Consider the following 20,147-nt stretch of genomic DNA (forward strand, 5'->3'; position numbering starts at 1 on the left):
GCTCGGACGCGCGGCGCGACGCCTTCGCGCGGCCGAGCGGCCGCGGGGGGTGAGGGGACGTGCCCGTTGACGTGCTGGCCTGGGCCATGGCCTCATCCAGGGGAGAGCAGCATGGACCCTCTCGGGAGAACGACATGAGCAAGACGATCCTGGTCACCGGAGGCGCGGGTTACATCGGCTCGCATACCTGCGTGGAGCTCCTCCACGCGGGCTACCGAGTGGTCATCCTCGACAACCTCTGCAACAGCCGCAAGGCGGCCGTCGAGCGCGTGGAGCGGATCGCCGGCAAGCAGGTGACGTTCGTCGAGGGCGATATCCGTGACGCGGCGCGGCTCGATCGGTTGCTCGCCGAGCATCCCATCGACGCGACGATCCACTTCGCGGGGCTCAAGGCGGTCGGCGAGTCGGTCGCGAAGCCTCTCTCGTACTACGAGAACAACGTCGCCGGGACCGTGTGCCTGCTCAAGGCGCTCGACGCCCGGGGCGCGCGGAAGCTCGTGTTCAGCTCGTCTGCCACGGTCTACGGCGATCCGGAGCGCGTGCCGCTGGACGAGGGGTGCCGCCTCGGGCCGACCAACCCCTACGGGCAATCCAAGTTCATGGTGGAGCACATCCTGCGCGACGTCGCGGCCACCGGGGGCTGGTCGCTCTCGTCCCTGCGCTACTTCAACCCGGTCGGCGCGCATGCGAGCGGGCTTATCGGCGAGGACCCGAACGGCATTCCGAACAACCTGACGCCGTTCATCACGCAGGTGCTTGTGGGGCGGCGCGACAAGCTCCAGGTGTTCGGCGGCGACTGGCCGACGCCGGACGGCACGGGCGTGCGCGACTACATCCACGTGGTCGACCTCGCGCTCGGGCACCTCGCCGCGCTGAAGCGCATCTTCACCGTCGGCGACAGCTTCACCGTCAACCTCGGCACCGGGCGCGGATACTCCGTGCTCGAGGTGGTGGCCGCGTTCGAGAAGGTCAGCGGGAAGCGGGTCCCCCACGAGATCGTCGCCCGGCGCCCCGGGGACGTCGCCTCCGTGTACGCGGATCCGGCGCGCGCGGTGGAGCTCCTCGGCTGGCGCGCGGAGCGCGATCTCGAGACCATGTGCCGCGACAGCTGGCGCTGGCAGGAGCAGAACCCGAAGGGGTTTGCCGACTGACGCGGCATCTCCCGGGCGTGTTCCTGATCCCGTGATGGGGGGAATTTGAACCACAGAGAGGCACAGCGGGCACAGAGGAGAGAGAAGAAGATTTTTCATCTCTCTTCTCTTCTTGCCTCTGTGTCCTCTGTGCCTCTGCGGTTCATTCTCTTATGAAGCCCGGGCCCAAGGAACAGCGATGACGCCGTTCGCTCTCACCCACGAGCCACTGCGCCCGCGCGGCGCCCTCCTCGGTGCGCTGCTCGCGTTCGCGGCGTGCACGGGCGAGGGCGATGGGTACGTCGGAACGACGGCGCGCACCGGCAAGGACGTCGCGACCTTCTACGTCAACAACGGCGACGAGCCGGAGTACCTCGATCCCGGCAAGGCCGTCGACTCCGTGAGCATCACGCTGCTCCAGCAGATGTTCGAGGGGCTGACCACCTACGCTGCCGGCGATCTCCATCCCGTGCAGGGGGCGGCGACGCGCTGGGAGCAGAGCGACGACAACCGGATCTTCCGGTTCCACCTGCGGCCCGAGGCGCGCTGGTCGGACGGCAAGCCGGTGACGGCGCACGACTTCGAGTACGCGTGGAAGCGCGTGCTGCGCCCCTCCACCGCCTCGCTCGCCGCCACGAACCTGCACATCCTCAAGAACGGCGAGCTCTTCAACCTGGGCAAGCTCAAGGCGCTGCGCGAGGCCACCCTGCTGCGCACCGCGCCGCGGCCCGACGCGCCGCCCGCGATCGAGCTCCCCAAGGGGGCGTTCGTCGTCGTGCTCGGCCAGTCGCCCGCCCGGGTGGTGTCGGGGGTGCCGCCCCTCGCGGCGCCGCCTCCCGGGGTGGCCTCGGTGACGTACGCCGAGCCCGACGAGAAGACCGGCGCCGGCGAGCGGCTCTCGTTCGAAGCGGCCGGCGCGGCCCCGGTGCCCGCGCCGCTCGACGCGGTCCCCGGCGGCGGGTGGCGGGGCACCGAGGTCGCCCTCCTCGCGGCCGGCCCGCCGGTCGCCTGCAACGGCGCGGCCGACCGCTGGTTCGAGATCCAGGGGCCGCAGGGCCGCGGTTTTCTCCCGGGCTGCCTGCTCGCGCCGGCCGCGCCCGCGGAGGCCGCCGCGTACGCCCTGGTCGCGCCCCACGCGAGCCTCCCCACGTACGACCCCGCCGCGCCGCGGGGGGCAACGCTTCCCGTCGAGGCGGCCGGGTTCGTCGCCGCATCGGAGCTCGTCGAGGACGACACCGCCGTGGGCGTGCGGGCCCGGGACGACCTCACGCTCGACGTGGAGCTCGAGCAGCCCACGCCCTACTTCACCGATCTCACGAGCTTCGTCACGCTGTTCCCGGTGCGCCGCGACGTCATCGAGCCGTTCGAGGCGCGCGGCGAGCCGGAGCTCTGGTTCCGCGCCGAGAACATCGTGGTCAACGGGCCCTACCAGCTCGATGAGTGGAAGTTCCGGTACGAGATCACGATGAAGCGGAATCCGGCGTACTGGGCCCATGACGCGCTCAGGATCCACCGGATCGTCTGGATGGAGATCGCCCAGTACAACGCCACCCTGCAGCTCTACAAGGCAGGGGACCTCGATTCCCTGGGCGACAACTCCGAGCTCCCGTACGACCACCTCGGCTGGCTGTCCGGGAAGAAGGACCTCCGGCGGATCGAGTACCTCTCGACCGTGTACTACGAGCTCAACACGAGGAAGCCGCCGCTCGACGACCCGCGCGTGCGGTGGGCGCTGAACCTCGCGATCGACAAGCGCGAGCTGGTCGAGAAGGTCACGCGGATGGGGAAGCCCGCGACCCACTACGTGCCCGACATCACCGGATCCGGCTACGCCGAGCAGGTGGCGGAGGACAGGGCGCGCGGCGCGGATCCGTTCTCGAGCCCCGAGGTCGGCCACGACCCCGCGCGCGCTCGCGCGCTGCTCGCCGAGGCCGGATACGAGGTCGTCCGCGAGGGGGACACGCTCCGCGCGAAGGGGTTTCCGCCGCTCGAGGTGCTCTACAACACGGGCGAGGGGCACGGGCAGGTCGCCGTGGCCATCCAGGACATGTGGAAGCGCCACCTCGGGATCTCCGTGACGCTGCGGAACGAGGAGTGGCGGGTGATGCTCAAGAACCTCCGCGACGGCAACTTCCAGGTGATCCGGCTGGCCTGGTTCGCCGACTACAATCATCCGCAGACGTGGCTCGGGACGTTCCTGTCGTACAGCCCCCAGAACCGGAGCGGCTGGGCAGATGCGGAGTTCGACGAGACGATCCGCAAGGCCGCCGCGATGGCCGATCCGAGGGAGAGCATCCGGCTCTTCCGGACGGCCGAGCGGCGGGCGCTCGGCGGGATGTTCAGGATCCCGCTCTACTTCGAGGAGAAGCCGACCCTGGTGAAGCCGTGGGTGAGGGGGTACATCCCCAACGCGCGGAACACGCAGCTCGTCAAATGGCTCTGGATCGACCCCGACTGGCAGCACAGGCCGGCAGGCGAGCCCCCGCCGGCGCTGGAGATGCCGCCGCCGGGGCGGCTCGGAGGGGGGCAGTGAGCAAGCCTCCGAGACGGTGATCTGCAGGGACGTGGGGCCGTGACGAACGCCCCGGTCGATTCATGGTCCGGACGGCCACGCCCGGCTAGACTCGCGCCATGCACCTCACCGACGCCTCGCTCGGCGCGACTCACGTGCTCCTCTCGGGCGCCCGCGCCGCGATCGAGATCCGCTGTCCAGGTCCCGGTGTGCTGCGCGTGCGCCACGCCCCCTCGTCCGCCGTGACGGGCTTCACGCACCCCGATCTCCCCCCCAAGCGCTCCTTCGCCGTGGTCGCCGACGGCGCGCTGCCGCTCTCCACGCGCCGGGAGGGGGACACGCTCCACGTGACCGCCGAGGGCGCCTCTCTCGAGGTGTCGCTCGCCTCGGGCACATGGACCTTCGGCGAGGGACAGGGCCGCGCCCTCGCGCGCAGCGAAGGGGTCTCCGGGGAGGTCCGGCCGGCCTTTCCGGTGGACGAGCTCCGCTCCCGGCTCTCGCTCGCGGCGCCGCCGGGCGAGGCCTACCTCGGCTTCGGCGAGAAGGTCGGCCCGCTCGACAAGCGCGGCCTGCGCTTCACCTTCTGGAACACCGACGCTTTCCCGCCGCACGTCGAATCCGACCCGCTCTATGCCTCGATTCCCTTCTTCGTGGCCCTCCGCGGCGGGGTCGCCTGGGGCCTCTTCCTCGACGAGCCGTGGCGCTCGGAGGTCGATATCGCCCTGAGCGACCCGGATCGCATCGAATGGGAGTCGCGCGGGCCCGAGCTCGACGTCTACCTCATGGCCGGCCCGCACCCGGCCGACGTCGTCCGGCGCTACGCCGCGCTCACCGGGCGCCCGGCGATGCCGCCCCTCTGGAGCCTCGGCGCGCACCAGTCGCGCTGGGGCTACGAGACCGAGGACGACGTGCGCGGCGTCGTCCGCGGCTATCGATCGCGCGGCCTCCCCCTCGATGTAGTCCACCTCGATATCGATTACATGGATGCTTACCGGGTGTGGACCTGGGACCGCTCGCGCTTCCCGGACCCGGCGCGGCTCGCGCGCGACCTCGCGGCCGAGGGGGTCAAGCTCGTGACGATCGTCGACCCGGGGATCAAGGCGGATGTGGGCTATGCCGTCTACGAGGAGGCGCGCGCGCGAGACTTCCTCGTCCGGCTGTCGCGCGGCGACACGCTCGTCGGAGAGGTCTGGCCCGATCCCGCCGTCTTCCCGGATCTGACGCGCGAGGACGTGCAGCGCTGGTGGGGCGATCTCCAGAAGTCCTTCGTCGACGCCGGCATCGCCGGCATCTGGAACGACATGAACGAGCCGGCGTGCTTCTCCGTCCGACCCGACCGCGGCCTGCCCGCGCCGGACGGCGGGCGCACCTCGGGGCTCGGCACGATCGAGGGCAGCACGCTCCCCTACGACGCGCGCCACGGCGCCCGGCGGCACCTCGAGGTCCACAACGTCTACGGGCTCGGCATGTCGCGGGCCGCCTACGAGGGGCTCGCCCGCCACGCGCCCGACCGGCGCCCCTTCGTGCTCACGCGCGCCGCCTTCGCCGGCATCCAGCGCTACGCCGCTGTGTGGACCGGCGATTTTGCCAGCAATTTCACGCACCTGGAGGCGTCGATCCCGATGCTCGTCGGCCTCGGCCTCTCGGGCGTGCCGTTCGTCGGCGCGGACATCCCTGGCTTTGCCGGCCGCGCGAACGGCGAGCTGCTCGTGCGCTGGATGCAGGCGGGGCTGTTCTATCCGCTGATGCGCAACCACGCGGCGAGGGGCAGGCCGGCGCAGGAGCCCTGGCGCTTCGGCGAGCCGTACCTCGGCCTCGCGCGCGCGGTGCTCGAGCAGCGCTACCGGCTCCTGCCGACCCTGTACACGCTGATGCGCGAGGCGGCGGAGACGGGCCTGCCGGTCATGCGGCCGCTGTCCTTCCTGGCCCCGGAGGATCCCGAGGCGCTCCATGCCTACGATCAGTTCCTCTTCGGCGACGACCTGCTCGTCGCGCCGGTGGTGCGGCCGGGGCAATCGAAGCGGCTCTCGTACCTGCCCGCCGGCGCATGGATGGACTTCGCCAACCTGGAGCGCGCAGGGAGGGTCGAGGAGGGTGGGCGCCACGTCATCGCCGATGCGCCGCTCGGGGTCGTCCCCGTGTGGCTGCGCGCCGGGGGCGCTGTGGCGCTCACCGCGCCGCGGATGCACACGACGAGCGCGCGCTGGGAGGAGATCACGTGGCACGTGCACGCCGCGGGGCGGGTGAGCGGCCACCTCTACGAGGACGCGGGCGACGGGCACGGCGCGTCGCGCACGACGCGGCTCTCGGGCGGATTCGACGGCACGACGTTCACGCTGGAGCGCCGCGTCGAGGGCGATCTGCCGCCCGCGCGCGAGGTGGAGACGATCCGGATCTACGGCGCGCCCCCGCCGCACGCCGTGGCCGGGGCCATGTCGCACCGCGTCCTGGAAGGGGTCGTCGAGATCGAGGTCGCGGCCGACTGGCAGCGGATCGAGCTGCGGGCGTCCTGACCCGGGAGGCGCGGAGACGCGCGGCGGCGCAAAAGCAAGGCGGGAGCTCAGCACAAGCGAGCTCCCCGAGCTAGTACAGCGTTCCCGAAGTTCGTCCCTGGATCGGCGGGGGGCGGGGTGCCATCCGGCTACGGTCCTGGCTGGCCGGCCGGGCTTGTGAATGAAGCGAAGTCGTCGCGGGACGCGGACGGAACGCCCCGACGACGCACCACCATCGCGGCGGGGGTTATTCGATCGGCGCGAGAGTCCAGGGGAAGTCGGTCATCAGCAGCTTGAGCAAGTCCTGCCACAGGCCGCGGAAGCCGGTCTTCTCCCACCTGCCGGTGTGGGTCGCGATCTCGAGCGTCCAGAGGTGGACGGTGTCGCGGCGCAGCCTGGCGTGGGCGATCGGGTCGGCTTCAGGACCCGACTCCATGATCACCATCTGCCCGTGCTTGCGGGCCCGCAGGTGGGAGAGCCCCTGGGCTGCGAGGTAGGAGCGGACCGCGGCGGCGTGCTCAGGGGCGGCATGCTGCTTCGTCATGAGCTTGCACCGAAGCCCAGGCTGCGTAGGACGGCAAGGTCGCCCTCCACTGGCCCCGAAATTTCCACCGAAAAGGTCGCGCGTCGTGCTCGTTCCAGTGGCGCACGAAGTCGAGCACGCGACGGCTCAACTCCTCGGCGGAGCCGAAGGAGGCGTTCTTGAGCACCCGACGGCTCAGGATGCTGAACCACAGCTCGATCTGATTGACCCACGACGCATGCAGAGGCGTGTAGACGAAGTGAAAGCGCCCGCCGTGCCGCGCGCTGAACTCGTTCCACCTGGCACCGTGGTGAATGTTGAGGTTGTCCCAGACGATGTAGACGTCGCCCGTGGGGTAGCGCTCCGCCACCTTGTCCATGAACGCGAGCAGATCGGCGGCGGTGCGCGTCGGTTCGCAGCGCGCCACCACCTCGCCCGTCTTGACGTTGAAGGCACCGATCAGCGTGCGCGTGCCGTTGCGCTTGTACTCGAACTCCTTGCGCGCGGCTTGGCGGCTACGACACGGCTGCATGACGAACCGATGCTCCAGCGCCTGCATGCCGGTCTTCTCGTCGACGCAGAGCACGGTGACGCCTGCGGGAGTCTCCAGGTACAGCTTGCAGATCGCCTCGACCTTGGGGCGGAAGTCCGGGTCCGGGCTGTGCAGCCACAGCCGGACGCGATGCGGTCGGAGGCTGGCTCCCCGCAGCACGCGCCAGATCTCGGTGCGGCTCAGCTCCACCTGGGTCTCGAGCTTCAGGGCCTTCGCCAGCTGCTCCAGCGTCCAGACCTGCTCGAACGGGACCTTGTGTTCGTCGGGACGGCTGCAGGCCAGCTTGATGAGCTCGTAATGCACTGCGGTCGCCACGCGCGGCGGTCGGCCTGAGCGCGCTCTGTCCTGCAGCATCGCCTCGTCAGCAACCTCCGCGATCCGGTTGCGCCACTTGCGCACCGTCTTGATGTCGCAGTCCAGCTCGCGCTGGATTTGCTCGTTGCTCCATCCCTCATCGGCCAAGAGCGCGATCCTGGCGCGCTGCGCATCGCGCTGCGAGGCCTTGGGCGAGCGCGTCGTGTGCTCCAGCTTCTGGCGCAGCGGCGCAGGCAACAGGACCGATCTGGCGCGAGCGTGGGCCACCTACGCGCGTGGGACTTGCCCGGCGCTGAGGGCTTCAAAAGCGCAAGCGGTCCTGCATGGGCTGGGAAAACCGCCTCGCGCTCCGGAATCTACCGTGCGTACGCTCGCCGCGCTCGGGCCACGAGCTACCGCGAGCGCCTGGGCTGGCGCGCCGTAGATCCAGGGACGAACTTCGGGAACGCTGTACTAGCTTGTCTTCAGCGGCGGACCGACCCACCTCGCCCTGAGCCGCCTGCGTGAGAGCGACGCACCGCATTACGCTTCTGTCCCGTCGAACAGGGCACGTTCCGCGGGCTGCAGCCGGACTGAATTAAACGATCATCACGAGATCCGGCGGACAGTGCCACGCGATCTCGCGTACAGCGTCCATGGGACGCGGTTGACAACTTCCACCAAATGTGGTTGTCCTACCTTCTCACTGGAGTACTCTATGTCCCCTCGATCCTTCTTTCTTGTCACCTTCGCAGTCGCTGCCCTGGCGTGCTCTTCGGGGTCCGGCGAGAGCGGCAATTCGACCTCCGGCTCCGGCGGCAGCAGCGGGACGACCACCGGCGGCACCGGCGGGACGCCTTCGGGGGGCAATAGCAGCTCGAGCGGCGACGACTTCGGGACCATGGCGGGGGTGACGGTCGGCGCCGGCGGCGCCGGGGGGAGCGAGTGCAAGAGCACGCTCGAGGTCCTTTACCGCGACTTCAACGACACGCACCCCGACTTCGAGATGGACTTCAGGGGTGACGTGGTTCGCCGCGAGCTCGTCGAGCCGGCGCTCGACAGCGACGGGAAGCCGGTGTTCCTCGACTCGATCGGCTGCCAGGCGGACCTGCAGACCCCGCTCGCCTGCGGGGGTGGGACCCCCAATCAGGTCGTCATCAACAGCAAGGCGTCGTTCGACCAGTGGTACCGGGACGTGCCGGGCGTGAACATGACCTTCCCGAAGCAGCTCGAGCTCGAGGAGTCGCCGCCCGGCTCGGGTCAGTACGTCTTCGACAGCATGGATTTCTTCCCGCTGGCGCCCGAGGAGGGGTTCGGGATCACCCCTCAGAACCACAAGAACCAGAACTTCCTCTTCACCACCGAGATCCACCTGAAGTTCGGCTACGTCGCCGGCCAGGAGTTCAGCTTCCGGGGCGACGACGACATGTGGATCTTCATCAACGGCAAGCTCGCCCTCGATCTCGGCAGCATGCACGGGCCCGAGTCGGGTGTCATCGACTTCGATGCGCAGGCCGACTCCCTGGGCATCACTCCGGGCAACAGCTACACGATGGATATCTTCCACGCCGAGCGCCACACCGACGGGTCGAACTTCCACATCGAGACGAACATCTCCTGCTTCGTGCCCGTCGACGTGCCGAGGTGAGGCGCGCCGGCGCCTCGGGCGCTGGCTGACGACGAGCGCCTCGAGCGACCCGAGCCCCTCCGGTTGCTGGGCGAAGGACGCCCGCGCTGACCTGCGCGCGTTCTCGCTGCACGTTGACATGCTCCCAGGTGAACCGGTAAAGTTCGCCCCCTGATGTGCCGCGTCCGGCGCGACCGGTCGGTCCCGGTGTCGCGTTTTCCGCCGCACGGGGCGGCGGTGCGGCGTGCCGGGGCTGAAGTGGACTGTCGCGGGTCCTGATCGCCCGCGTGGAGCATGCTGATGAAGAGTCGAACGATGACGCGCCGCGTGTTCGCGGTGGCGGCGCTGGCCCTGTCCGCCGGCGTCACGGCGGGCTGTCCTTCCAAGCAAGAAGCGCAGCCCTCACCCGGCGCCAGCGCCTCGGCGGCCGCGCAGAGCGGCGCGGCGCCCGCGAAGAAGGGCGCGGCGTTCGTGACGATCTCCAGGGAGCAGCAGGCCTCCTGGGTGCGCAACTTCAACCCGCTGCTCGCCGAGGGCAGCGTTCGCTTTCCCACGGTTGCCGGCATCTACGAGCCGATGCTCGTCTTCAACACGATGAAGGGCGAGTACACGCCGTGGCTCGCGACGAAGTACGCGTGGAGCGACGGGAACAAGAAGCTCACCTTCACGATCCGCTCCGGCGTCAAATGGTCGGATGGACAGGCATTCTCGGCGAAGGACGTCGCGTTCACGTTCGAGCTCCTGAAGAAGCACGCCGCGCTCGACCTCTCGGGGGTGTGGAAGTTCGTCGAGTCCGTCAAGGCGACGGACGACACGACGGTCGAGTTCGCGCTGAAGCGGGCGTACGTCCCGGGGCTCAGCTACATCGGCCACCAGCCGATCGTGCCGGAGCACAAATGGAAGGACGTGGCCGATCCGGTCACGTACTCGAACGAGAACCCCGTGGCGACAGGGCCCTTCACCGAGGTCAAGGTCTTCCAGAACCAGGTGTACGAGCTCGGCAAGAACCCGAACTACTGGCAGCAGGGGAAGCCGGCCGTCGACGGGCTCCGCTTCCCGGCGTACCCGGGCAACGACCAGGTCAGCCTGGCGATCATGAACGGCGAGGTCGACTGGGCAGGCGCGTTCGTGCCCGAGATCGAGAAGGTCTACGTCGCCAAGGACCCGGCGAACCACCATTTCTGGTTCCCGCTCGTCGGCGGCATGGCCACGCTCTACCCGAACAGCACGAAGAAGCCGTTCGACGACGTGCGCGTGCGCAAGGCGATCAGCATGGGCATCGATCGGGAGCAGATCGTGAAGATCGCGTCCAACAACTACACAAGGCCGGCGGACGCGACCGGGCTCGACGACTCCTACGAGCGCTGGCGCAACCCGAAGGCCGCGGAGGCGGGCGACTGGGTGAAGCTCGACGTGGCGAGGGCGAAGCAGCTCCTCGACGAGGCCGGGTACACCGCGGGCCCGGACGGGATCCGGGTGAAGGACGGCAAGCCGATGCGCTTCGAGATCAACGTCGTCACCGGCTGGTCCGACTGGGTCCGCGCGGTCCAGATCATCACGCAGAACCTCAAGCAGCTCGGCATCGACGCCTCGCTCAAGACCTACGATTTCAGCGCGTTCTTCGAGGCGCTCCAGAAGGGCACGTTCGACATGTCGATGGGGTGGACGGTCGTCGAGCCCACGCCCTACAACTACTACCGCGAGCTCATGTCCGCGGAGCTCGTGAAGCCCGTCGGCGAGGCGAGCGCGCGCAACTGGCACCGCTACGGCGACAAGGGGGCCGACAAGCTGCTCCAGCAGTTCGAGGTAGCGACGGAGTTCTCCGAGCAAAAGCGCATCCTCGACGAGGTGCAGATGCTCTACGCGCAGAACGCGCCGGTGATACCGCTCTTCAAGAACCCATCCTGGGGCGAGTACAACACGAAGCGCTTCACGGGCTTTCCCACCAAGGAGAACCCCTACGCCAAGCTGTCGCCGAACAACCCGCCGGAGTACCTGCTCGTCCTGACCGAGCTCAAACCGAGGTGACTCCGATGGGCGCGCGCCGGCGCGCGCCGGCGGGGGATGCGAGCCTGCGTCTCGCCGGTCAGCTGCCCGAGGCCGACACGATGCAGGCGTCGAGCTCGGGGGTGTTGCGCCAGCCGCACTGTCCGGACGCGTCGCGCTCGCAGACGCCGTGCTCGCCATAGCAGGCGTACTCCTCGCGCCACTCGCACGTGGTGGCCACGTGCTCGCTGGCGCAGACCTGCCCGCTGCAGCCGGTCACGACGCAGGCCGTGGGCCCGCCGCCCGCCGCCGCGCCGCGGAGGGCCGCGCCGCCGTCGAGGCACGCCTCGAGCTCCGGCGTCTCGCGCCAGCCGCACTGTCCGGACGCGTCGCGCTCGCAGATGCCGTGCTCGCCATAGCAGGCGTACTCCTCGCGCCACTCGCACGTCGTGGCCACGTGCTTGCTGGCGCAGACCTGCCCGCTACAGCCGGTGACGACGCATCGGCCGGGACGCACGGGGCCGGCGGCCTCCTCGACGCCGGGCGCCCGGAGCTCGTCGAGCGCGGGGGCAGGGCGGCCGCAGCCGCTCTCGTCGGCGCCGGTGAGCGCGGGGACGCAGAGAAGGAGCACCGAGAACGCGAACCGATGACGCTTGACGAATGAGCTCATTTTGAGACCTCCTTGATAGAGACGCAGCAATGCCCCGAGCAGGGCGAGTCGCCGCCTGTGTACCACGCGGCGCCCCTCGGCTCATGCGCTCTGCGCGTCGAGCGATGCGGTCGTCCGGGGGTGGGACCGGTACGAGATCTGCGCTGCCCCTGACGACACGATGGGATCGTCGCGGTCCACGCCGGGTCGCGCCGCGCGATCGTCTGACAAATCATGCGCCTGAGCGACGGGCGCGCCCTCCCGGAGGAGATGGTTCATGCCGCGCCGGCCATCGGCCCGCTCGCGCTCACCTGGGTGCTCCCGACGGAGGCGGTGTTCGGCCAGGCCCTCCCCCTGCTGGACGCGCGGCTGCGCACCGCGGAGCAGATCGACGCTGTCCAGCGTCGGCGAGAATGGAACCAACGGCGGTCCGCGCGTCGCACGCGAAAGGCGGGTCGGGGGCGGCGACGAACTCATCGTCGCGCGGCGGGGACGGTCCTAGTCTTCCGGGCAGGCGGGCTTCGGATCAGGGCACGTTTGACCCTCGACCCAGGGGCGCGTCTGCTTGCAGCCGCTCACGTCCTCGAACGCGTTCCCGGCGACGAAATCGGGCCCGGCCGTGCCGACCCACCCGCGGGTGACGCCGTGGCCGGCGACGTGGCGGAACGTCGATCCCTGGATGAACGCGCTGGCCGGCGCCTCGCTGAAGATGACGGCGCCGTTGAACGTCGTGAGGTCGTTGCAGCTGAGCAGGATGCAGCCGCAGTCAAAGCCCGCGTACTCGATGATGACGTTCTCCAGGACGTTCTCGTCACGCGGGATGCCGCCGAACCAGAGCCCGCCCCAGTCGCCGGGCGCCGGGTTCTCGGCGGCCGAGGTGAAGACGATGGGCCTCTCCGGCGTGCCCAGCGCGCGGAGGGCGCCGCTCGCCGCGAACTCGCCGGTGAAGCGCTCCATCTGCATGAAGTTGCCGGGCTCGAACCGGATGGTGACGCCGGGCTCGATGGTGAGCGTCGTGAGCGGCGCGCCGTCGCCGCCCGCGCCGATGTTGAAGCGGGCGTCGCGCCAGTCGCCGAAGTGATAGGGCACGCCCCGGTCGCGCAGCGTCGTGTCCTGCTGCAGCCCGGAGGTCTGATTGGCGCCCTCGTCCTGGATCAGGATCTCGTCCCTTCGATTGCCGGTGTACTCGCCGACAGGGATCGAGCCGATCGCCTGCTCCCCGAGCTCCAGCGGATACGGGTGCTCCTCGCTGCCGCTCTCCGTGATCACGAGGTCCGTGGAGCCCTCGGCGAACGACGACGCCCGCAGGAGGAGCACCCCGGCGCCGAGCGATCCGCGCACCGTCACGTGATCGACGAGGAGGGCCGGCGCCGCGGGGGTCACGGACGCCCCGTACGCGGAGAGCGTCGCGTTCGCGTGGAAGCGATCGCCGCCGCCCCCCTCGAGGATCACGTGCCGGAGGGTCGCCCTGGCCGGCCACGCGACGTGGACGTCGTTCCACCGCGCGCCCTCGCTGCCGCGAAACGCGATGGGCTGCGCCTCGGTGCCCTCGGCCTTCAGCTCGGCGCCCTCGTCCATCGCGGAGATGCCCGTGTCCTCCTCGAGCAGCACCTCGGCGCACGGCTCGATCGTGAGGGTCACGCCGGCGCGGAGGCGGACAGGGAAGCTCACGATGTGCGGGCTCCCGTCCGCGGTCCAGGTCTCGCTCTCGCTCAGATCGCCCTCGTGGACCGTCGGGCCGCCGGAGGGCGCGCGACACCCCGGCTCGACCGTGCCGCCCGAGCCTCCCGAGCCGGAAGCCCCGCCCGCGCCGCCAGCGCCGGAAGAGGGCGGGTCGCCGGGATCGCACGCGGCGAGGAACATCCCACCTGCCGCGGTGAGCGTGACTACAACGTTGCGTAGAGCCATATCCTTGTATTCCTTGTGAGCGCCTGTGCGTTCACACGCACCCAGGTAAAGGCGCAGAGAGTAGCTCATCCGCGCCCGATCCGCAGAGCCTTCGCAAACATCTCTGCAAGCTTGAGCCCGGCCTCTCGCGGCTGGCCTCGCATTGCGAATCTGCCGAGCCAAGGTGTTCTCCGGGACGGTGGACAGCAGCGCTCGTGTGACGGTCGACGCCCGGCTCTCCCGCGGTCGCGCGGTCGACCGATGGGCTTCAGCGCCGCGGCGCCGGCTGCGCCATGCGGAACGACGCGAACCTCGCGGAGGCCCCGCTCGGGCCGCGCACGAACAGAGCCGCGCGCACGCCGCGATCCCAGGGCGGCAGGTCGGGGCCGGCCTCGGCGTCCACCACGTCGCCGACCGGGACCCAGGCGGCGGCCCCGCCGGCGCGGATCGCGAAGCGGAACAGGTGCCCGTCGGCGACCGTCATCCGGAGCTGCGCGCGGTCGGGCGCGCTCGTCTCGGCCACCACCGCGAGGGCGCCGTTCGCGAGGCGGAAGACGGCGGCGCGCCCGCCGCCCACCGAGATCCCGACCGCGTTGTCGCCGTCGCCGTAGGCCGCGAGACCCGCCTGGACGTCCGGCGGGGCCGATACCTCCGTGATCACCTCGTAGTCGCCCCGCAGCGTCGGGCGCCCGAGGACCGCGCCGAGGTGGCTGCCCGGGGCCCCCGGCATCGCCTGCAGCGCGAGCCAGCCGCCGTCGCCGGGGTCGAGGGTGGCCTCGGGGCGCGCCACCACGGGCCACTGCCAGTGCGGATCGAGCGCGTCGCCGTCGAGCTCGTCGACGATCTCGGCGGGCCATGGCGCCTGGGGCGCGATCGGCGCCTCGGCGGCGGCGCTGGGTCCGCCGTCGCGGATGACCGGCCAGCCGTCGGGCCCGAAGATCACCTCGTCGAGCAGGCCTTGCCGGCCCACGTACACCGAGTCCTCCACGCTGTACGCGTGGTAGAGGAGGAAGAGTCGCCCGCCGCCGTCGTCCACCAAGCTGCCGTGGCCGGGGCACTTCCAGACGTCGTTGCTGGCGAGGATTGGGTTCGCCGGGTTCTTCTCCCAGGGCCCGAGCAGGCTCGTCGCGCGCGCCACGCCGAGCGCGTAGCTGCACGCCCTGCCGCAGCAGCCGGCGCCCGAGTAGAAGGCATAGAAGCGGCCTTCGTGCCGCATCAGGTAGGGCCCCTCGACGAGGTCGGCCTCCCACGAGGCGTCGTTCTGGAAGAGCACGACCGGCGCACCGAGCAGCGCGGTGCCGTGCTCCGAGAGCTCCTGGGCCCAGAGGGGCGTCGGCTTTCCGACGCTGTTCCCGTCCTCCTTCCAGACGAGGTGGCGCACCCCGTGCTCGTCGCGGATCGAAAATCCGTCGATGGAGCCGACCTCCATGCACGTGAGCGGCCCGTGATCGGTGTACGGCCCGCCCGGCGCGGCGGCGCTGGCCGCGGCGACGCACAGCGGGCCGCCGCGCTGCCGGGCCGTGTAGAAGACGTAGTATCGGCCGCCATCCTCGCTGATCTCGGGCGCCCAGAGGCTTCCGGTGGCCCAGGACGGGAGCTCGGGGAACACGGTGTCCACGCGCTCCCAGTTCACGAGATCGGTCGAGCGGAGGAGCGGAAACGGCGCGCCCCACTCGGAGCTCGTCGCGGTCGCCCAGGATTCGTGCCCCACGCGGATGACCGACGGGTCGGCGAAGTCCCCGGGAACAACCGGGTTCGTGTACACAGCGGCGGTGCCGCCGCCCGTCCCGGCGCCGCTGTGCCCCGCGGCGCCGGTGGACCGCGGCGAGCCCGCGAGGTCGGTATCCTCCCCGCAGCCGCCCAGGAGCAGCAGGGAGACAAGAATTTGAACCACCAGGGCGCCAAGGACGCCAACGAGAGATATCTCCGATGCCGCGTCGCTCGGGCTCGTTCCTGGTTGCATGAGGGAAGGAATGACAGAGCCGGCACCGAGCCCGGCGAGGTCACGGGGTGAATTTGACGAGGATCATCGATTCCTTCTCGTCGGGGCTCGTGATCGGTCCGGCGCCGAAATCGATCGTTCCCTTGAGGTTCCCGATGACGACCGGGGCTCCGGCGGGATCGACGGCGATCCGGGACAGGCGTCCGTACTCCGAAGGCTCGAAATGGACGCTGCAGAAGCTGCCGCCTCGCGGGTCGAGCCCGGCGACGAAGAGCCCCTGGAGGCTCGCGATCAGCGGACCGCAGCCGAAGTCCGCTTCGTAGGGGAAGGCGCCGGTCAGCCAGGTGTTGCCGGCAGTGTCGGCGGCGAGCGCCTGCACTCTATCGAAGCTCCTGGCGAACATCGGCACGCCGCCGGCGGAGAGCTTGGTGACGAACGCGTCGGGGCCATCGCCCGTCAGCGTGTCGCCGCCGAACTGGAACGTCCCGCCGAAGGAGCCGAGCGTGATCACGCTGCCTGCCCCATCCACGATCGTATTGCGGTGCTCCTCAGCCTCGACGCCGCCGAGCCTCTGGCTCCATCGGTGCTCGCCGTCCGGACCGAGCGAGGCGACGAAGACGTCGGACGCCATGGGCATTTCCGAGCCCCTTGCGGGCCTGAGCGGGCCGCCGCCGAAGTCGACGACGTCAGCGAAGACGCCTCCGAGCACGATGTTCCCCACCGCGTCCAGCGCGACGGTGGAACCGTTCGCGAAGCCCGGCCGGCCGAAGCTCCTGCTCCAGAGGTGGCCGCCTGAGGAATCGAGCCTGGCGGCGAAGACGTTGTACGCTCCCCTGCTGGTGGTGAAGGGCCCCCCGCCGAGATCCAGGGTTCCCGTGTAGTCGCCGGTGAGGACGACGCCGCCCGCCGGACGGAGGGCGACGGCGCGGACGGCCACGGTCGTGTGGATCCCTCCGAGCTGCTTGCTCCAGAGGTGCTGTCCCGAGGCGTCGAGCGCGACGATGAAGCCGCTCCACGCGCCCTCGCTCGTCACGGGGCCGCCGCCGAGATCGGTTGTTCCAGCGAATAGGCCCCCAACCACGATGTTTCTTGACGCGTCGGCCGCGATGGCCAACCCGGTCTGGGTCTCGATCACGGAGGAGACATCGCCGAACCGCCGGCTCCAGACGTGGTTGCCGAGCGGATCGAGCTTAAGAACGAATGCGTCACCGTTGCCCGTGCTCACGAGAGGGCCGCCCCCGAAGTCGACGGTGCCTTCGAAGTATCCCGTCACGAGGATGTTACCGTGAGCATCGACGGCGAGGTCGTACGGTTCGGCGTTGTCGAATTGACGGGCGAAATCGAGCTGGAGGCAACCAGCCTCGCACGCGCGAGGGCCACCGCCGGCGCCGACGCTGCTGCTAGCGCCGACGCTGCTGCTTGCGCCGACGCTGCTGCTTGCGCCGACGCTGCTGCTTGCGCCGCCTTCCCCCGCCTCCGGGCCGCTCGCCGGGGCCCATGCCATGTCGTCCAGGCTGCTCCTCGCGCCGCATCCGCACGTGGCCACCGCGGCCACCAGAGAAAGACGCCTCAGCTCGGACCCTCTTTTGTTCATCCCTGCCTCCCCACGCCGCCACGGTATCATCGTTCAAGACGGCGCAAGGAGAGCACGTCGGGAAAGCCGGAGCTCGACGCCGGTGCGCCCGAGGGCCGCGCTCGGGACCACGGGGGTGATGAGGAGCAGGGCGCAGGAGAGCGCCCGCCGCGCGGCCCGAGGGGGAGAATCGGGCCGCGGGCCTCCGGGATCAGCCGGTCACGTTCTCCCAGGCGACGGCGGTCGGCCCGAGGAGCGAGCGCCCGTTGGTCGCGATGACCTCCTTGTACCAGGAGAAGGAGTCCTTCGGGATCCGGCGCTGGGTCTGGTAATCGACGTAGACGAGCCCGAAGCGCTCCTTGTAGCCCTCGGCCCACTCGAAGTTGTCGAGGAGCGACCAGGCCCAGTACCCGACGACGGGGACGCCCTCTTTCACCGCCCGTGCGAGGCCGAGCAGGTACCGGTGCATGAGGTCGATGCGCTGCGGGTCGTGCACCTTGCCGTCGAGGAAGACCTGGTCCCTCGTGGAGGTGCCGTGCTCGGTGATCCCGATCGGCAGCTTGTATCGCTCCCAGAAGTACCTCGATCCCCAGTACAGGGTGCTGGGGACCACCTGCAGCCAGTCGAGCGTCGCGCGCGGGTAGCCGGGCGGGGAGGCGACGCGCTCGGGCTTGCCGTCCTTGCCTTGCCGCCACGTGCCCGCCGAGTACATGTTGAGCCCGAGGTAGTCGATAGGCCGCTTGATCTGGTCGAAGTCGCTGGCGGGGAAGTCGGGCATGTCGTTGCCGAAGAGCCGGAGGCCGCTCTCCGGATACCGCCCCTCGAGCACCGGCGCGATCCACCAGGCGTTGTTCCACGGGTGCCGCTCGTAGACCGAGAAGATCGCCTCGCGCGCCGCCTCGACGTCGCCCGGGTCCTCCGTCGCGGGGCGCTGCACCTGGGTCGCGAGCACGTAGCCGATCTTCGCGGCTTTGACCGCGGCCCGCAGGGCGTCCACCTGCTTGCCGTGGGCCCGCATCTGGTTGTGGGCCGCGGTCAGGTACTCCCGGTACGGGAGCTTGAGCCCGGGGGCGAAGTGCCCCTCGAGGAGCGCGTTGCCGATGAACGCCTGGGGCTCGTTCTGCGTCACCCACCACGGTACGCGATCCCCGAGCCGCCTGGCGACGACCGTCGTGTAGTCGGCGAACCAGTCGGCGACGTCGCGCTGGAGGAACCCGCCGCGGTCCTGGAGCGCCTGGGGGAAGTCCCAGTGGAACAGCGTGCACATCGGCGTGATGCCGAGGCGGAGGAGCTCGTCGACGAGCCGGTCGTAGAAGTCGAGCCCCTTCGGGTTGACCTTGCCCGTGCCCTCCGGGAGGACCCGTGTCCATGAGACGCTGAAGCGGTAGCTCTTGGCGCCGAGCTCGGCGAGCAGCCCGAAGTCCTCCTTGTAGCGGTGGTAGTGGTCGCACGCGACGTTGCCTGTGTGCCCTTCGAAGACCTTGCCGGGGGTGTTCGAGAAGACGTCCCACACGGAGGGGCCGCGGCCGTCCTCGGTGGCGGCGCCTTCGATCTGGTAGGCCGCGGTGGCCGAGCCCCACAGGAAGCCCGCGGGGAACGGCGCGGCCGTCGCGCCTGCTGGGTCCGCGCCGGCCGAGGGGGGCGGCGACGCGGGCGCGGAGGTGGACGAGGCTGCCGCGACGGGTGGCGCCGCTGCCGTCGCAGCGGACGGGGCGGACGCGGCTCCAGAGGCGTTGTTCTGGGGGAGCGACTCGGAAGGCGTGGAAGCAGACATGGGGACGCATCATCCACAGCGCCCGGTGGGCAGCAATGGGGTCGTGCCTGCGCCGGTTGCTTGACGGCCCGCTCCGGGTCGACAACATGGGCGACATGCTCGCGATCCGTCCCATGGCCGCCGGCGGCCCCGAGGTGATGCAGCTCGAGGAGCACCCGACACCCGCGCCTGGCCCGGGTGAAGCCGTGGTCCGCGTCGAGGCAGCGGGGGTGAACTTCATCGACATCTACCAGCGGAGCGGCCAGTACAAGCTCGATCCGCCGATCCCGCTCGGGCTCGAGGGCGCGGGGCGCGTCGAGGCGGTGGGGCCCTCCGTCACCGAGGTGAGGGAGGGGGATGAGGTCGCGTGGACCGGCGGCCCCGGCTCGTACGCCACGCACGTCCGCATCCCGGTCGCGAAGCTCGTCCCCGTGCCCGCAGGCGTCGGCGCGAGGCGCGCGGCGGCCGCGATGCTCCAGGGCATCACCGCGCAGTACCTCGCGCGCTCCACGTTCCCGCTCGGGCCCGGCCACACGTGCCTGGTCCACGCGGCCGCGGGCGGGGTCGGCCTGCTCCTCTGCCAGATGGCGAAGCGGCTCGGCGCGCGCGTGATCGGCACGGTCTCGACCGAGGAGAAGGCGCGGCTCGCGCGCGGCGCCGGCGCCGACGAGGTGATCCTGTACACGCAGGCCGATTTCGAGGCCGAGGCGCGCCGGCTCACGGGCGGCGCCGGCGTCGACGTTGTCTACGACGGGGTCGGGCACGACACGTTCGCGAAGAGCCTCGGCGCGCTCCGCCCGCGCGGCATGATGGTGCTCTTCGGTCAGTCGAGCGGGCCGGTGTCCTCGTTCGACCCGCAGATCCTGAACCAGAAGGGGTCGCTGTACCTCACGCGACCGAGCCTCGCGCACTACACGGCGACGCGCGAGGAGCTGCTCCAGCGCGCCGCCGACGTGCTCGGCGCGATCGCGCGCGGCGAGCTCACGATCTCCGTCGGCGCCACGTACCCGCTCGCCGAGGCGGCCGAGGCGCACCGCGCGCTCGCCGGGCGAGCGACGATGGGGAAGGTGCTGCTCCTTCCGTAGCGCGCAGGCAGGGGGCGAGCTGCCAGGGCGCCAGGTGGAGAGGGAGATCTGGCCGCCACGAGGCCAGAAGAAGATTCAAACGCCAAGGCGCCAGGGCGCAAAAAGACGATAAGCGATCTGGCGTGGCATGGGCACGAGGGT

The 20,147-nt window shown here is 70.4% G+C and carries 13 protein-coding genes; 6 read left to right on the forward strand and 7 right to left on the reverse strand.

Annotated elements, in window-relative coordinates; all coding sequences use genetic code 11:
• The first annotated feature begins 134 nt into the window (after window positions 1–134).
• The 3 genes from galE to WMF36_RS18375 all read left to right on the forward strand — a co-directional run bounded on the left by galE (window position 135) and on the right by WMF36_RS18375 (window position 6,155).
• Window positions 135–1,151 carry a UDP-glucose 4-epimerase GalE gene (gene galE / locus WMF36_RS18365; RefSeq protein ID WP_437580911.1) on the forward strand — a complete coding sequence of 339 codons (1,017 nt, stop codon included), beginning with the start codon at window positions 135–137 and terminating at the stop codon, window positions 1,149–1,151.
• Window positions 1,152–1,329: 178 nt separating this feature from the next.
• Window positions 1,330–3,663 carry a peptide ABC transporter substrate-binding protein gene (locus WMF36_RS18370; protein WP_437580912.1) on the forward strand — a complete coding sequence of 778 codons (2,334 nt, stop codon included), beginning with the start codon at window positions 1,330–1,332 and terminating at the stop codon, window positions 3,661–3,663.
• A gap of 98 nt (window positions 3,664–3,761) precedes the next feature.
• Window positions 3,762–6,155, forward strand: a complete 2,394-nt coding sequence (locus WMF36_RS18375; RefSeq protein WP_437580913.1) for a glycoside hydrolase family 31 protein — start codon at window positions 3,762–3,764, stop codon at window positions 6,153–6,155.
• Window positions 6,156–6,381: 226 nt separating this feature from the next.
• On the opposite strand, the gene WMF36_RS18380 is transcribed toward WMF36_RS18375, so the two are convergent.
• Entirely contained in the window at window positions 6,382–6,678 is a 297-nt protein-coding gene (locus WMF36_RS18380; protein WP_437573530.1) for a hypothetical protein, read from the reverse strand.
• The gene (locus WMF36_RS18385; RefSeq protein WP_437573529.1) at window positions 6,653–7,762 is read right to left on the reverse strand and encodes an IS630 family transposase; all 1,110 of its coding nucleotides are present in this window, start codon (window positions 7,760–7,762) and stop codon (window positions 6,653–6,655) included. Before WMF36_RS18385 ends, WMF36_RS18380 begins: the two co-directional genes overlap by 26 nt.
• 460 nt (window positions 7,763–8,222) lie before the next feature.
• Here WMF36_RS18385 and WMF36_RS18390 point away from each other — a divergent pair, with 460 nt between their 5' ends.
• Complete coding sequence (locus tag WMF36_RS18390; protein WP_437580914.1) at window positions 8,223–9,152, forward strand: fibro-slime domain-containing protein; 930 nt, start codon at window positions 8,223–8,225, stop codon at window positions 9,150–9,152.
• 279 nt (window positions 9,153–9,431) lie between these two features.
• On the forward strand, window positions 9,432–11,159 hold the full coding sequence (locus WMF36_RS18395; RefSeq protein ID WP_437580915.1) for an ABC transporter substrate-binding protein: 1,728 nt from the start codon (window positions 9,432–9,434) through the stop codon (window positions 11,157–11,159).
• Window positions 11,160–11,217: 58 nt separating this feature from the next.
• Here WMF36_RS18395 and WMF36_RS18400 read toward each other — a convergent pair whose 3' ends face one another.
• The 5 genes from WMF36_RS18400 to WMF36_RS18420 all read right to left on the reverse strand — a co-directional run bounded on the left by WMF36_RS18400 (window position 11,218) and on the right by WMF36_RS18420 (window position 18,942).
• Window positions 11,218–11,787, reverse strand: a complete 570-nt coding sequence (locus WMF36_RS18400; RefSeq protein ID WP_437580916.1) for a hypothetical protein — start codon at window positions 11,785–11,787, stop codon at window positions 11,218–11,220.
• A 477-nt stretch (window positions 11,788–12,264) separates the two neighbouring features.
• Window positions 12,265–13,674: a hypothetical protein gene (locus WMF36_RS18405; protein ID WP_437580917.1), complete on the reverse strand. Its 1,410-nt coding sequence runs from the start codon at window positions 13,672–13,674 to the stop codon at window positions 12,265–12,267.
• Between the two features lie 247 nt (window positions 13,675–13,921).
• Complete coding sequence (locus WMF36_RS18410) at window positions 13,922–15,547, reverse strand: family 43 glycosylhydrolase (protein WP_437580918.1); 1,626 nt, start codon at window positions 15,545–15,547, stop codon at window positions 13,922–13,924.
• A 109-nt stretch (window positions 15,548–15,656) separates the two neighbouring features.
• Window positions 15,657–17,099, reverse strand: a complete 1,443-nt coding sequence (locus WMF36_RS18415) for a hypothetical protein (protein WP_437580919.1) — start codon at window positions 17,097–17,099, stop codon at window positions 15,657–15,659.
• Window positions 17,100–17,379: 280 nt separating this feature from the next.
• Complete coding sequence (locus tag WMF36_RS18420) at window positions 17,380–18,942, reverse strand: GH1 family beta-glucosidase (protein ID WP_437580920.1); 1,563 nt, start codon at window positions 18,940–18,942, stop codon at window positions 17,380–17,382.
• Window positions 18,943–19,037: 95 nt separating this feature from the next.
• On the opposite strand from WMF36_RS18420, the gene WMF36_RS18425 reads away from it, so the two are divergent.
• Window positions 19,038–20,006: a quinone oxidoreductase family protein gene (locus WMF36_RS18425; protein ID WP_437581933.1), complete on the forward strand. Its 969-nt coding sequence runs from the start codon at window positions 19,038–19,040 to the stop codon at window positions 20,004–20,006.
• Window positions 20,007–20,147: the final 141 nt, after the last annotated feature.

Origin of the sequence: Sorangium sp. So ce887 (assembly GCF_051521455.1) — a bacterium.
Lineage (GTDB): Bacteria > Myxococcota_A > Polyangia > Polyangiales > Polyangiaceae > Sorangium.

Excerpts from the sequence above, each read along its gene's own strand:
- galE (WP_437580911.1), top strand. The coding sequence starts at position 135 with ATGAGCAAGACGATCCTGGTCACCGGAGGCGCGGGTTACATCGGCTCG.
- WMF36_RS18370 (WP_437580912.1), top strand. The coding sequence starts at position 1,330 with ATGACGCCGTTCGCTCTCACCCACGAGCCACTGCGCCCGCGCGGCGCC.
- WMF36_RS18375 (WP_437580913.1), top strand. The coding sequence starts at position 3,762 with ATGCACCTCACCGACGCCTCGCTCGGCGCGACTCACGTGCTCCTCTCG.
- WMF36_RS18380 (WP_437573530.1), bottom strand. The coding sequence starts at position 6,678 with ATGACGAAGCAGCATGCCGCCCCTGAGCACGCCGCCGCGGTCCGCTCC.
- WMF36_RS18390 (WP_437580914.1), top strand. The coding sequence starts at position 8,223 with ATGTCCCCTCGATCCTTCTTTCTTGTCACCTTCGCAGTCGCTGCCCTG.
- WMF36_RS18395 (WP_437580915.1), top strand. The coding sequence starts at position 9,432 with ATGAAGAGTCGAACGATGACGCGCCGCGTGTTCGCGGTGGCGGCGCTG.
- WMF36_RS18400 (WP_437580916.1), bottom strand. The coding sequence starts at position 11,787 with ATGAGCTCATTCGTCAAGCGTCATCGGTTCGCGTTCTCGGTGCTCCTT.
- WMF36_RS18405 (WP_437580917.1), bottom strand. The coding sequence starts at position 13,674 with ATGGCTCTACGCAACGTTGTAGTCACGCTCACCGCGGCAGGTGGGATG.
- WMF36_RS18415 (WP_437580919.1), bottom strand. The coding sequence starts at position 17,099 with ATGGCATGGGCCCCGGCGAGCGGCCCGGAGGCGGGGGAAGGCGGCGCA.
- WMF36_RS18420 (WP_437580920.1), bottom strand. The coding sequence starts at position 18,942 with ATGTCTGCTTCCACGCCTTCCGAGTCGCTCCCCCAGAACAACGCCTCT.
- WMF36_RS18425 (WP_437581933.1), top strand. The coding sequence starts at position 19,038 with ATGCTCGCGATCCGTCCCATGGCCGCCGGCGGCCCCGAGGTGATGCAG.